Source organism: Aquabacterium parvum (assembly GCF_001447195.1).
Lineage (GTDB): Bacteria > Pseudomonadota > Gammaproteobacteria > Burkholderiales > Burkholderiaceae_C > Aquabacterium > Aquabacterium parvum.
Genome location: NZ_LFRI01000516.1, coordinates 101,457 through 115,678 on the forward strand (window position 1 = coordinate 101,457; position 14,222 = coordinate 115,678).

The 14,222-nt window shown below is 64.7% G+C and carries 10 protein-coding genes; all 10 read left to right on the plus strand.

All coding sequences use genetic code 11. From position 1 onward, the window contains the following. Positions 1–2: 2 nt before the first annotated feature. The 10 genes from ABG80_RS18975 to ABG80_RS19020 all read left to right on the plus strand — a co-directional run bounded on the left by ABG80_RS18975 (position 3) and on the right by ABG80_RS19020 (position 14,201). Positions 3–1,124 (plus strand): acyltransferase family protein, encoded by a 1,122-nt coding sequence (locus ABG80_RS18975; protein WP_058089123.1) that lies wholly within the window; start codon positions 3–5, stop codon positions 1,122–1,124. Continuing rightward, positions 1,121–2,278: a glycosyltransferase gene (locus ABG80_RS18980; RefSeq protein WP_058089124.1), complete on the plus strand. Its 1,158-nt coding sequence runs from the start codon at positions 1,121–1,123 to the stop codon at positions 2,276–2,278. The genes ABG80_RS18975 and ABG80_RS18980 overlap by 4 nt, the downstream gene beginning before the upstream one ends. 223 nt (positions 2,279–2,501) lie before the next feature. Then, entirely contained in the window at positions 2,502–4,346 is a 1,845-nt protein-coding gene (locus ABG80_RS23305; RefSeq protein WP_058089125.1) for a hypothetical protein, read from the plus strand. Between the two features lie 239 nt (positions 4,347–4,585). Continuing rightward, complete coding sequence (locus ABG80_RS18990) at positions 4,586–5,218, plus strand: XrtA/PEP-CTERM system exopolysaccharide export protein (protein ID WP_058089126.1); 633 nt, start codon at positions 4,586–4,588, stop codon at positions 5,216–5,218. A 59-nt stretch (positions 5,219–5,277) separates the two neighbouring features. Beyond that, positions 5,278–6,825 (plus strand): XrtA system polysaccharide chain length determinant, encoded by a 1,548-nt coding sequence (locus ABG80_RS18995; protein WP_058089127.1) that lies wholly within the window; start codon positions 5,278–5,280, stop codon positions 6,823–6,825. A gap of 11 nt (positions 6,826–6,836) precedes the next feature. After that, on the plus strand, positions 6,837–7,808 hold the full coding sequence (locus ABG80_RS19000; RefSeq protein WP_058089128.1) for an XrtA-associated tyrosine autokinase: 972 nt from the start codon (positions 6,837–6,839) through the stop codon (positions 7,806–7,808). 46 nt (positions 7,809–7,854) lie between these two features. Next, a complete protein-coding gene (locus ABG80_RS19005) occupies positions 7,855–9,342 on the plus strand; it encodes a TonB-dependent receptor (protein WP_058089129.1) in 1,488 nt (495 codons plus the stop codon). A gap of 10 nt (positions 9,343–9,352) precedes the next feature. Next, the gene (locus tag ABG80_RS19010; protein ID WP_058089130.1) at positions 9,353–11,512 is read left to right on the plus strand and encodes an XrtA/PEP-CTERM system-associated ATPase; all 2,160 of its coding nucleotides are present in this window, start codon (positions 9,353–9,355) and stop codon (positions 11,510–11,512) included. A gap of 190 nt (positions 11,513–11,702) precedes the next feature. Beyond that, positions 11,703–13,109, plus strand: coding sequence for a TIGR03013 family XrtA/PEP-CTERM system glycosyltransferase (locus ABG80_RS19015; protein WP_058089131.1), 1,407 nt, complete (start codon positions 11,703–11,705; stop codon positions 13,107–13,109). A gap of 96 nt (positions 13,110–13,205) precedes the next feature. Continuing rightward, on the plus strand, positions 13,206–14,201 hold the full coding sequence (locus ABG80_RS19020; protein ID WP_058089132.1) for a lysylphosphatidylglycerol synthase domain-containing protein: 996 nt from the start codon (positions 13,206–13,208) through the stop codon (positions 14,199–14,201). Positions 14,202–14,222: the final 21 nt, after the last annotated feature.

The window sequence follows — 14,222 nt, forward strand, 5'->3', positions numbered from 1 at the left end:
CCGTGCGCAAACCCCACCCCGCCCCCCACCCCGACGCGCTGCAAGCGGCGCTGTCTCAGCCTCGCATCCCCGGCCTGGACGCCCTGCGCGCCCTGGCCGTCTTCCTGGTGCTGGCCGACCACTCGGGCTGGTCAGGCCCCTTCGGCCTGCCGCTGTTCGACGGCGGCTTCGGGGTGATGCTCTTCTTCGTGCTCAGCGGCTTCCTCATCACGCGCGGATTGCTGGCCGAACTGCGCCAACGTGGCGACATCGACCTGGGGCGTTTTTACCTGCGCCGGGCTGCGCGGCTGCTGCCGGTCTTCTACGTCTATGTGCTGGTTGGCCTGGTGCTGCTGACCTTGGCACACCGTCCCGTTCCCTGGGGCGCGATCTGGAGCAGCAGCACCTACGTGGTGAACTACTACCAGGCGTTCACGGGGGCTGCTTCGCACTACCTCTCGCATTGCTGGTCGCTGGCGGTCGAGGAACAGTTCTACATGCTCTGGCCCTTGGGCCTGCTGCTGATCCACCGGCACATCAAGGTGACCTGGCACGGCGTGCTCGCCCTGACCCTGGCGCTCATTGGCTGCCGACTCGCCTGGGTCGCCGCAGGTGCCTCCGATGAATACCTGTATCGCGCCCTGGAAACCCGGGGGGATCAGCTGGCGATCGGTGGCCTGCTGGCCTGCGCCGTTGCCTCGGAGCGGGTTCGCCAAGGGTTTGCTCGCGTGCCGGCCCGGCACTGGGTCCTTCTGGCAAGCCTGGGCCTCGTGATCCTGAGCTTCAACGTGTTTCGCGGCAGCAATGTCCTGAAATACGCAGTTGGTTTTTCCATCGAATCCCTGCTGGTGGCCCTGGCCTTGCCACTCGTCATCCTGGCCGCCAACCAGCCAAGCACGCGCACCTCCAGGTTGCTCAATGCCGAAGGGCTGGCCTGGATCGGCCGCATTTCCTACGGCATCTACCTTTTCCACCCCATGGTGTTGCACCCCGTTCGAAACATCCTGACGCGACTCGGGCTGCACACCGACGTGGCCATTGCCGTGTCGATGGTGGCTGTGGCCGTCGTCGCCCACCTGTCCTTCCGCTGGTTCGAGGAACCCTTGCGCCAGCGCATCGTGCAGAACCAACGCCCGACCGCATGACCCGCATCGCCGTCATCACGCCCATCCTGCCCGTGCCCGAGGACATGACCCGCGGGCGTTTCATCTATGAGACCACCCGGGCCTTGGCCAAGCAGGCAGACGTCCGGGTTTTCCTCACGCAGGCCCAGTATCCCCAAACCAGTTGGCTGCAACCCAGCCGACACAAATCGGTTGTCATGGCGGACGCATATTCCCTGCCGGGCATCGACATCGAAACCGTGACCTACCCCGCCCTGCCCCTGATTTCTCGGGTAACAAATGGCGTGGCATCAGGAATGTCCCTGCTGAAAAGGGTCGCGCAATACTCCCCCGACATCCTGATCGGTTATTGGACATACCCTGAAGGTGCCGGCGCCGAATACGTGGGTCGAAAACTCGGCAAACCCGTGGTCATCGGCGCGTTGGGCACCGACATCAATGACCGCCATGGCGTCAACGCCTGGCTCACCCGCAGAACGCTGCAAGCCGCCGACAGGATCGTCTTCGTCAGCCAGGCCATGACGCGGCATGCCATCGACACCTTCGGCGTCTCACCCGAGCGATGCGCCACCGTGGTCAATGGCATCAACACCGCGATCTTTCACCCGCAGGAGCGAAACAGCTGCCGCGAAGCACTCGGCCTGCCCCCCGATGCGCCCGTCGTGATTTATGTCGGTCGATTGATTGAGGCCAAGGGCTTGGGCGAACTGGTGGCAAGCGCCACGAAATTGCGTCAAAAGCATCCCGACTTGCGCACCATCCTGATCGGCGATGGCCCCTACCTTGAAACCTTGAGGGGACTCATCGCCGCCCAGGGGCAGCAAGACAGGATCATCCTGGCCGGGGGTCAGCTGCCCCAGACAGTGGCCCAATACATCAATGCGGCCGACGTCCTCACCTTGCCCAGCTGGAGCGAGGGCTACCCCAATGTGCTGGTGGAGGCCCTGGCGTGCGGCTGTCCTGTTGTCGCGACCCGCGTTGGAGGGATCCCCGAAATCGTCACAACCGACAACGGCTGCCTGATTCCTGCGCGAGATACAAATGCCTTGACCGAGGCCCTCGACCAAACCCTCAAAAAGGCGTGGGATCGCCCCGCGATTTCCAGAAACATGTCACGGACCTGGGACGATGTCGCTCGAGAAACATTGCACGTGTGCCGCTCACTGACCCGCTAGCCCCGCCTTCAAGGGGCTTTTGCGTGAATGGCCCCCTCGAAAATCCAAAGCAATTCTTACGGTCCGTTACTTCCTGTCTGTGACAGACTCACACCCCAGTGCTTGCCGCAACTTTGAGAATGACCTCACTGGCAACCGAAATCCCGGTCAGCTCATCGCAAGGGGCCTAGCGGTTCCAAATCCGCCCCGGCACTCAGCAACGCACTTCATTCGAGAGTCCTTCATGCCCAACCAACCGTCTCACCTGTCTCGCGCCGCCCTCCTGGCTTCGATGGCATCCGTTGTCGTGCTGACCGCTTGTGGCGGCGGCGGTGGCGGCGGTGACAACCCGAGCACCGAGAACACCACGGCTCAGGGCATGACTCAAGCCGAGGCCGACGCCGAGGCAGAACGCCTGCGCCGCAAGACGGCCTCGACAGGCACCACGGCCCCCACAACGACCACCACCACGACCACGCCCACCACCGGGACCACCACCCCGACGAGCGGCAGCACGACCACCACTCCTGTGGTTCGCACGGCACCGGACTGGAACAACTACGAAACCCCGACGAACTGGGACTACCAGGCCGTCTACCCCAGCCGTTCGGCCTGCGCCGCAGGCGAAGGCAAGACCTTCGAAGTGGGCGATGGCAAGGAATTCGCAACGCCGGCAGCCGTGCCTTGGCTGACCCTGCTGCCTTGCGACATCGTCAACATCAACTACCGCGCAACGCCCTACAACAACATCATTTACCTGGCATCGCGCGGCCGTCACAACAAGTGGATCACCATCCAGGGCGTTGCCGGCCCCAACGGTGAAATGCCCATCCTCGATGGCACCAACGCCGTGATGCCCAAGAACACGGGCGCCCCGTCCGCTGTGGACACCGCCGGCATGATCGTCATCATGACGCCCAGCAACAGCGTCGTGACCCGCTCGAGCAACTACAAGCCCGGTTACCTGCACATCACCGGCCTGAAGATCCGCAACGCCCGCCCGCCGCAGAAGGTGACCAACATGGCCGGCAGCACCGGCGCCTGGGGCAATTTCTCCTCCGGCATCGCCATGTACGGTGCCGAGAAGGTCGCCATCACCAAGTGCGACATCGGTGACAACGGCCTGGGCGTGTTCGCCAACTCGACCGGCGGTGAATGGCTGCAGACCCGCAACCTGCTGATCGCCCGCAACCACTTCCATGGCAACGGCAACGTCGGCAGCTTCAGCGAGCACAACTCGTACACCGAAGGCATCGGCACCATCTACGAGTACAACTACTTCGCGCCTCCGGTCAACGGCAGCAACGGCGACAACATCAAGGAACGCTCGGCTGGCGTCATCTTCCGCTACAACTACATCGAAGGGGGTGCGGACCTGATCGCCATGCGTGACCCCGAGTCCAACGTCGACCACGAGAGCGCCCAAGTTGACACGCATGGCGAAAAGCTGGTGGCCAACGCCTTCGTCTACAGCAACATCCTGGTCACCCGCCAATACCTGCAAGCCATCGTGGGCCACGGTGACGGCGGCATGGGCACGAACAAGCAGCCTCGTGAAGGCAACCTGTTCTTCTACAACAACCGCGTGGCCTCGTTCGTCAACAACGAATCCTACTGGCGCAACAACAACTACTTCGAACTGCAGCCCGTGCCGCTGATCGACCTGTTGAACACCCGCGCCCAGACCACCGTGGTCGCCCGCAACAACCTGCTGTACGCAGCCCCTGCCACCGCCGGCGCCACCGCCGCACCCATCGGGCTGTTCTACTACCAAGGCCGCGCTGACTTCCAATCCAACTGGACCAACAACTTCGCTCACACGGTTGACCCCTACGGCGGCACCAACCTGGCCACCGGCACCAAGTGGAACGGCATCAACACCCTGACCAACACGCTGATCGACGGCAACGCGGCCAACGGCCTGACCAAGAACACGTCCAACCCGGGCTTCGTGGACATGGCCAAAGGCAACTTCCTGACCACCAGCTCCTCACCGTATGCACTGCTGGCAGGCAACCTCCCCACGGGCATCACCAAGCGCAACCTGATGCCGATGGCCGAGCCCGTCACCGCCCCGCCGGTCAAGTGACGCAGACGCCACAAGCCACCCAAGCCCGCCTCTGGCGGGCTTTTTTTTACCCCGGATCCACGGGGACCGTCTCCAGAATCCCACCAAACTCGTTACCGAGCCATGCTCTAATCATGTCGCCGCCGAAGATGCGGCGCCGTGCCGATGCGCCTTGAACGGGCGTTCGAGCCGATCCTTGTCCATCCGGCTGCCCGCCTGATATGAGGCGGCAGGGTTTTCAAACAGAAGAGGGTACCCAGATGACACCGCCCCGTTCCATCCGCCAGGCAGGCAGCTTCTGGCTCATCGCCCTTGCCCTGGCTACAGGGCTGACCGGCTGCGGCTCGTTCCAGCAACACCCCCCGGCACCCATGACCGCCGACAACGTCGAGCAGTCGTACCGCATCGGCGCACTGGACCAACTGTCTGTCGTCGTCTGGCGCAACCCTGACCTCTCGTCGAACATCACCGTGCGACCCGACGGTCGCATCTCGCTGCCCCTGGTCGAAAACATCCAGGCGGCCGGTCGACGCCCGGATGAGCTCTCGCGCGAAATCGAGCAAGCCCTGGCCAAGTACATCCGCGAGCCGGTCGTCACCGTCATCGTCAACAACTTCCAGGGCGTCTCGACCGAGCAGATCCGCATCGTGGGCGAAGCAGCTCGCCCGCAGTCGGTGCCATACCGCCAGAACCTGACTTTGCTGGACGTCATGATCCAGGTTGGCGGCCTGACCGAGTTCGCCGACGGCAACGCGGCGGTGCTGGTTCGCGGCGCAGAAAAGAGCAAGCCCTACAGCATCAGGCTCAAAGACCTGATCCGCCGTGGCGACATCTCCGCCAACGTGGAAGTGCGCCCCGGCGACATCATCATCATCCCCCAGAGCTGGTTCTGACACCGGGCCCCTGGGCAGGCGGCAGACCTGTCGCCTGAGGGTCCACTTGTATCGCCTCTATGGACGAGCTTTTCAGACAAGTCTCCGGCATCCTGGTTTCGATGTGGCAGCGCCGCTGGCTGGGCGTGGCTGCGGCATGGGCAGCCGCCCTCCTGAGCATGGCGGCCGTCACCCTGCTGGTGCGAGACCGCTACGAGGCATCGGCGCGGGTGTTCGTCGACACCCAGACCGTGCTCAAGCCCCTGATGAGCGGTTTGGCTTTCCAGCCAGACGTCGACCAACAGGTCCGCATGCTGGCGCGCACGCTGATCAGCCGCCCCAACGTCGAGCGACTGATCTCCTCGCCCCGGGCCGGTTTGCAGAACCTCAGCCCAGCCGACCGCGAAAAGACCATCGACCGCCTCACCCGCGAAATCAAGGTGCTGCCCAGCGGTGATGCCAACCTCTTTGCCATCACCTACCGCGACATCAACCCTCAGCGGGCGCAAATCATCGTTGACGAGCTGGTTTCTTTGTTCGTGAGCTCGGGCGTGACCGACAAGCAACGCGACTCCGAACAGGCTCGCCGTTTCCTGGATGACCAGATCAAATCCTACGAAGCCAAGTTGATGGAGTCCGAGAACCGGCTCAAGGATTTCAAGCTGCGCAACTTCGGCCTGACCGGCACCTCCGACCAGGACCACTACGCACGCATGTCGGCGTCGACCGAAGAGGTCAACCGCCTGAAGATCGAACTCCAAGCCGCTGCGCAAGCGCGCGACGCCCTCAGGAGGGAGCTTTCCCAGGAAGACCCCACCATGCCCGTCGAGGCCATGATGCCAGGCATGGCTCCCGTGCAAAGCGACACCGAGTCACGCCTGGACGCGCAGAAGCGCCAGCTCGATGAGCTGCTGCGCCGCTACACCGACCAGCACCCGGATGTCATGGCGGCACGCCGCACCATCGCGCAACTGGAGCAGCAGCGCAAGACCGAGCAGGATGCTCGGCGCGGCGACGGCAAGCGGGGTCCAGCCCCCACCAGCCCGGTCTTCCAGCGCATCCGCGTCGCGCTCGCCGAGGCCGAAGCCAAGGTGGCGTCGCTCCAAGGCCAACTGTCGGCGCAGCAGTCGCAACTGGAGCAAGCCCGGGCCATGGCAGGTCGCATGCCCGAGGTCGAGGCTGAATTCAGCCAGCTCAACCGCGACTACACCGTCGTGCGCAAGAACTACGAGGAACTGGTGGCCCGACGCGAGTCGGCGTCCCTGGGCGAGAAAATCGACCTCACCACCAAGGTCGCCGACTTCCGGGTGGTCGAGCCGCCACGTGTCTCCCCCACGCCCGCGCGTCCCAGCCGCATGCTGGTGGCTGTCCTGGGCTTTCTCGCGTCCATTGCAGCAGGCTTCGGGGTCGCTTTCGCGCTCACGCAAGTCTTCCCGACGGTGCAGGACTCGCGCAGTCTGCGAGAGGTCGGCGGGCGCCCCATCCTGGGCTCGGCCTCGCTGGTCATCAACCCGCTGACATCGGAAGCGGTCCAGAAGGCCAACCGTTTGTTCTTCGGCCTCGTTGGCCTGTTTCTGCTCGTCAACGTCTGCTGGCTGATCGTCGTCAGACAGCAGTGGTTGCCCTGAGGTCGAAGACGATGAACACGATCGAACAAGCCGCCAAACGACTGGAACAGCTGCGCCGCGCAGGCGTGCCATTGCTGCAGGAAGAGCCTGCAGCTCCACCGAGCGAAATCGCCCCGGCGCCTGCGGTCGAAGACAGCAACCCGGTCGCAGCCGACACCGATCCGCAACGCGCGCCTCCCACGCAGGCAGATCCTGCGACACAGGTCGCCACGTCGCCTGCCGCCGCAGCGCCTGAAACCTCCAGCCAGGGAGAACGCCGCAGCCGCGAGGTGACCCTCGACCTGCTGCGCATGCAGCGCGCTGGCCTGCTGGTGCCGGGCCAGCCTCGCTCGCAGCTCGAAGAAGAATTCCGCATCATCAAGCGACCTCTGCTGGAAAACGTCCGACACGAGGGGCCCATGCGCCCGAACCGCGCCAACCTCATCATGGTGACGAGCGCAGTCGCCGGTGAAGGCAAGACACAGACATCGCTGAACCTGGCCATCAGCATCGCCATGGAGCTGGACCACACGGTGCTGCTCGTCGAAGCGGACGTGCTCAGGCCGTCTGCGCTGGCGCGTGTCGGCGTACAGGCCAGCCACGGCCTGCTCGACCTGCTGGAGACCCCGCAAACCCAGTTGCCGGACGTGCTCCTGCGCACCAACATCCCGAAGCTGACCCTCTTGCCTGCCGGCACTGCCAGCTCGCGCTCGACCGAACTGCTGGCCAGTGACGCCATGGACAACCTGCTGTCCGAGCTGGCGAGCAAGTACCCCGATCGCATCATCATCTTCGACACCCCACCCCTGCTGTCGACCACCGAGTCCAGGGTCCTGGCCTCGAACATGGGACAGGTGGTGCTGGTGACCGAGGCCAACAACACCCCGGTTTCGCTCGTCAAGCAGGCATACGCCACGGTTGAAAACCACCCTGTGGTGCTCGGCTTGCTGAACAAATACCGCGGACCGAAAGGCAGCACGGCTTATGGCTACTACGCACCGTGAAGCCCTCAAGGCTGCGTGCCTGGTCGCCTGCACCAGTGGCGCACTGATGCACGCCGGCCTCGTGCAGGCTCAAACGCGCACCCACAGCGTCACCCCGAAAATCGCGGTGAAGGTCGAGCACACCGACAACGTCGATTCGGTCAGCAACACCGCCCAGCAGCCTCGGCGCAGCGAAAACACCCTGACCCTCAACCCGATGTTGATGTTCGAACATCGCGGGGCCGACACGACGCTGGATGGCAGCTTTGGCATCCTCGCCGAACAACGCCTGAACAACACTGGGGCAGACCGGGTGTCACCAGACGGTTTTGTGAGATGGCGAACCCTGCTGAGAGAACAAGGCTTGGGCCTGGACGCCAGCCTGCAGTCTCAACAGGTGCCGCCATCGATTGCTTCGGTCGGACAGGGCATCGACAGCACCAGCACCACGTCCACTCAGACGCGGGCCAACTTCAGTCCCACCCTGGAGCGGCGCCTGAACGAGCGTCAGAGCCTGCGGCTGCAGGGCAATGGGCTGCTCATCCGCACCGACCCGCGCGATGACACCCACCGGACTTTGCGCACCCGCGCCAGCAACGTGCAATTGTCCTGGCTCAGCAGACCGGCCCCCATGGGTTACGCGATCGAAGCGAGGTCGCTGAACGAGCACTCGACGGTCGAAACACCCGCGGTGATCACTGGCACCAATGCATCCCGGGAGATCGGAGAAACCCGCCAGCGCTCGCTGAGCGCGACGCTCATGTATGCCTGGGGCGAAGAGTTGCAGATCGGTGTGCTCGCGGGCGTTGAAGAAGATCGCCGCCGGGTGACATTCGACACGCCAAGCACCAAGCTGCAACTCGATCGTGACTTCGACGGCCCCTTCGGCGGCTTTCAGCTGACCTGGCACCCGACCCCACGGACCACGTTTGCAGGTCGCTATGAACGACACGAAACCGGGCGCACCTGGAACGCGGACTTCTCGCACCGCATGCGTCGGACCACGTTCGCGTTGATCAGCAGCCAATCCACGGTTCGCAACACACCGACCCTCACCACCGACCTTGGGCAGCTCGCCAGCTCAGGGCTGATCGCCAGCACGCCCACGTCCAGCACGCTGACGGCCGACCGCAACGCGGTGACCAATGCGGCGCTGGGGGTGCAGCGCAACCTCGCGCTCAGGGTGACATACGAAGGGGTGCGTGCCACCTTGAACCTGACGTCAGGACGCTTCCAGTCCAGGGCGCTGTTGAGTGCCAGCACGCAGACCAATGGCACCGACCGCAGCCGGTACCACGCAGCCCTGGTGTCCTACAGGCTGACAACCAACATCACCCCTTCAGCTGGCCTGCGCTGGAACCGGGCGCAGGACGGCCTTGGCGTGTCACGCCGCGAATGGGTCGGGTCGCTTGGCCTGGCTGTGCGGCTGTCGCCCCAGACCGAGTTCAGCGGAGGCTTCAGCCTGCTTCGCAGCCGAGGCACGTCGATCGCCACGTCAGACTCCTCCCTCACGGTCGTGCGCAGCGCCAACGTCCGTCTGGAACACCGCTTCTGAGGCAGCACGCATGTACGAGTCGTACTTCGGCCTGAACGGCGCCCCATTCCTGCTCAATCCTGACCCGAGCTTCTACTTCGACAGCCGGGGGCACAACAGCGCCCTGTCCTACCTGAAGTTCGGCCTCTACCAGGCCGAGGGCTTCATCGTCGTGACGGGCGACATCGGCGCGGGCAAGACCACGCTGGTGCGCACGCTGCTCAGCGACATCGACAACGAGAAGGTGGTGGCCGCCCAGTTGGTGAGCACCCAGCTCGAAGCCGGCGACCTGCTGCGATCGGCCCTCACCGCCTTCGGGGTGCCGGTCAAAGGGCAGACCAAGGCCGAACTGATCGCCTCGCTGGAGGCCTACCTCACGCTGTTGGCCACGCAGAACAAGCGCGCCGTGCTGATCGTCGACGAGGCCCAGAACCTCAGCCGCGACGCCATCGAAGAGCTGCGCATGCTCTCGAACTTCCAGTTCGGCAACCAGGCTCTGCTGCAAAGCTTCCTGATTGGTCAACCCGAATTGCGCGACATGCTGCTCTCGCGCAGCCTGGAACAGCTTCGCCAGCGCGTGATCGCGTCCTACCACCTGGGGCCGATGGACCGGGAAGAGACCCGCCGGTACATCGAACACCGCCTGCACAAGGTCGGCTGGCAGGACAACCCGCACTTCGACGACGACGCCTTCGACGAGATCTACCAGTGGACCTCCGGCATCCCCCGGCGGATCAACCTGCTTTGCAACCGGGTGCTGCTGGCCACGTTCCTGGCCGAAGGGCACATCGTCACCTCGGCCGACATCGCCCGTGTTGCACTGGAAATCCGCGCCGAGATCGGCGAGGTCACACCCAGCCCTGCGCCAGCCGGCTCGGGCCTGGCGCCCCTGTCACCCAGCCAGGCACGCGAGCCCCAGTTGACGGCCTATGGCCACCCCGCGGTCGGCGTGCCCACGCTCACCGACAACGTGGCACTGGCGCCGCTGCAGCCTCAGTTCGCCACCCCTCAGTACCACGGTCAATCGGCAGCCGGCGGCCAGCCTCACCTGCTGATGCTCACGGCTTCGCGCGCGGGCTGCATCCGCGCAGCTGCCCTGCAAAGAGCCTTCCTCAGCCGTCAGGACCTGCCCGCGCTGCGCACCCTGTTGATCGACTCGCCGGGGCGCTTCGAACTCACCTCCGAGTGGTGCGAGCACATGGGCCTGGCTGCACCCGACGTGTCCATCCGTCTGCCGGGCGGCTCCCCGATCGCCCAGACGGCCGACGCCCTGCGCCAGCTCGATCACCTGCTGAACGAATACCGGCCGGCTGCGGTCATCGTGCAAGGCGGTGAAGATGCTGCCTTGGCCGCCGGTCTGGCCGCTCACCGACAAGGCATCCCGGTGCTGCACCTCGAAGCCGGCCTGCGCAGCTTCGATCGCAGCCGCCCCCAGGAAATCAACGCCATGATGAGCGATCACATGGCCGACCTGCTGCTCACATCCGAGTGGGTGGCCCACGACAACCTCACACGCGAAGGCATCCCGGCCGACCGGGTCGTGTTTGTCGGCAACCTGATGATGGACACCATGCGCGCCATGTTGTCTCAGGCGGCCCCCCCGAAGTACACCTTGCGGCAGTTCAACCAGTCGCCTGAGCTGCTCAAGGCCGGACGAGGCTATGCCGTGGTCTACCTGCAGGACCAGGGCATCGCACAGAACCCCGAAGCCCTGCTGGAGCTGGTGATCACACTCAAGTCGGTGGCACGGGACATGCCGCTGATCTGGACCATGACCGATGCCACCCGGGCCTGGGTCGAAGAAAACCACGTGCTCGAGGGTGTTTCGGGCAACCAGGTCGGGCTGCTGCCCATCATTCCCTATTTCAAGATGATGGGTTTGATCGGCACCGCCGCTTGCGTGTTGACAGACTCGTCCGCCGTCCAGGAAGAGGCCACCATCCTTGGCGTCCCCTGCCTGACGCTGACCAACTACACCGAAAGGCGTATCACGGTCGAGCAAGGCACCAACATCGCGGTGGGGCGCAACAGCAGCCTCATCCACCGTGCGGTGGCCGAAGTCATCCGTGGTGGAGGCAAAAAAGGCCGGCTTCCCAAGTTCTGGGATGGCCTGTCGGCCCAGCGCACGGCCGATCACCTGGCCGCATGGTGGAAGCAGCGACAGCCTCGCTCGCACACACCTCAGGGTTGACCACCCCACCCGAGGGGGTTGGGTTGTGCCCAAAGCCACATCCATCCCCCTAATGTCCAGGGGTCCCCCACAAACGGAGGATATTGGCGTGCCCTCATCCCGCTGACAATCAGGCCATTACAAAATCTTACCAAGGCAGGTCATGCGTTTCAGGCCCTGCCTGTGAGACGGCGCGACAGAGAGGCACCACATGCTGCGGGTTTTTCAACACCATATTTCGCTGGCCACCCTGGCTGAACTGATCGCGGACAGCCTCACGAGCTTCCTGGCGATCATGCTGGGTGTCCTGACACTCGCCCACTTCTACGGCGACGGCGATGCCCTGGGTGTCTCCACGGTGCTTCGTTCCGGCCTGGGCTTTGCCCTGTTGATCCCCCTGCATTGCGGCCTGGTCGGTGTCTACCGCGAAGGCGCGACCCGTCAAACCGCCCGCGCCAAGCTCGGGCGCGCCGTGCTCGGTTGCCTGATTGGCGCCCCCATCGCGTACCACCTGGCCGTCAAGACACTGGTCGATGGCACCCAGGCACCCCAGCTGATGGGTTTTGCCATCGCGTACCTGATGGTGGGCCTGGTGCTTGTGCGCGGCCTGCTGCTGACCGCCTGGCACGGCTCGCTCGTGCAACAACGCGTGCTGATCGTTGGCACGGGCAACGAAGCCCATGCGGTGGCCGCCGACCTGAAGTCGCGTCGCCGCTCCAGCCACGCCGTGGTGGGTTTCTATCCCGCCGGCCACTCTGTGCTGCCGGGTGATGACAAGCGCTTCAACATCTTCTCGCGCGACACGGCCATCGACGACATCGTCAACAAGCACGACGTCAACCAGATCATCGTGGCCGTCAAGGAGCAACGCGGTGGCAACGTCCCCATGGACCAGTTGCTGCAGGCACGCATCCAGGGCATCCCCGTGATGGACCTGGCCACTTTCTACGAACAGACCACTGGCGAAGTGCCCGTCGACAGCCTGAAGGCCAGCTTCCTGGTCTACGGCCGCGGCTTTGCCCAGGACCGCACCCGTGCGCTGGTCAAGCGTGTCTTTGACATCGTCACCTCCGGTCTGTTGCTCACCCTGGCCTCGCCGATCATGCTGATCACCGCGATCGCCATCAAGCTGGAGAGTGCTGGCCCGGTGATCTATCGCCAGGAACGCGTGGGCCTGGCTGGCAAGGGCTTCATGTGCCTGAAGTTCCGCAGCATGTGCACCGACGCCGAGAAGGATGGCGTGGCCGTGTGGGCCAAGAAGAACGACAGCCGCGTCACCCGCGTGGGCCGTTTCATCCGCAAGACCCGCATCGACGAGCTGCCCCAGCTGCTGTCCGTGCTCAAGGGCGAGATGAGCATGGTTGGCCCGCGCCCCGAGCGCCCCTCGTTCGTGGCTCAACTGCGTGACCAGATCCCCTTCTACGATGTGCGCCACAGCGTCAAACCGGGCGTGACCGGCTGGGCCCAGGTTCGCTATGCCTACGGTGCTTCGGTCGAGGACGCGCTGCACAAGCACCAGTACGACCTGTATTACGTCAAGAACAACTCGCTGTTCCTGGACCTGCTGGTCCTGTTCGAAACGGTCAGCGTGGTGCTGTTCCGCGAGGGCGCTCAGTGAGCCAGCGCTGAGACGCAACTTTTCCGCAAGGCGGGCTTCGGCCCGCCTTTTGTTTTGTGCGCGACAATCCCGGGTTCGCCGGATCACTTCCGCCCTGTGAATTCCCCACAAGCCACCCCTGCCACCTCCCCCCGCTCGCGCCTGAAGCTGGTGCTGACGTGGGTCGTGGGTTTCGGTCTGCTGGGCTGGCTGCTGCCGCACGTGCCCCTGGCGCAGGCCCAGGACGCGTTGATGCGACCCAGCGCCTCGACCTGGGGGCTCACGCTCGGCGGCCTGCTGCTGAGTTACGGCCTGCGCGGCGCTCGCCTGCAAGTCGTGCTCGACCTGGACAACCACCAGGCACCGCCGCGGCGCTGGCTGGGTCTGCGCACCGACGCGCTGAGGGTCATCCTCATGCACAACGCCGCCATCAACCTGCTGCCCATGCGTGCTGGCGAGCTGAGCTTCCCGTGGCTGGCCTCACGCGAGCTGGGTTACCCGGTGGCGCGGGCCGTGGCATGCCTGCTTTGGATGCGCTTGCAAGACATCACCGTGCTGGTGGGCCTTGGCATTTTGCTGTGGCCTGGCCTGGCCTCGGCCTGGCGCGCGGCGGGGCTCGCCACCGTCGTGCTGGGCTGGTGGCTGCTGCTTGCAGGTTTGCGCAACTGGGACCGCCAACACCCCAGCGACGCCTCTGTGCCCGCCGGGCTCGTGGGGCGTTGGCTCAACAAGTTGCGCCATGCCCTGCTGGAGTCTGCCCACCACCGCATCACGGCCTGGTTGCTCACGCTGTCGAACTGGGTGGTCAAACTGGCCGCCGGGGCCTGCCTGCTTTCTGCCATCGCCGATGTCCGGTTGCCCATCGCCTGGGCTGGCGCTTTGGGTGGAGAATTGGCGGCCATCGTGCCTTTGCAAGGGCCAGCCGGTTTCGGCACCTATGAAGCCGGCGTCTGGGCCGGCATGGCCACGAACCTGGGGACTGGCTCTGCGCTGCTGACTCAAGCCATCCCCGCCGCCATCGCGCTGCACCTGTGTTTCCTGGTGTGCGCTGTGGTCGCTGGCGTGGTCGCGCTGCTGCTGACCCGGCTGCAGCCCGCGCCCGCCACCCGCTGAACACACGAAAACACAAGAACA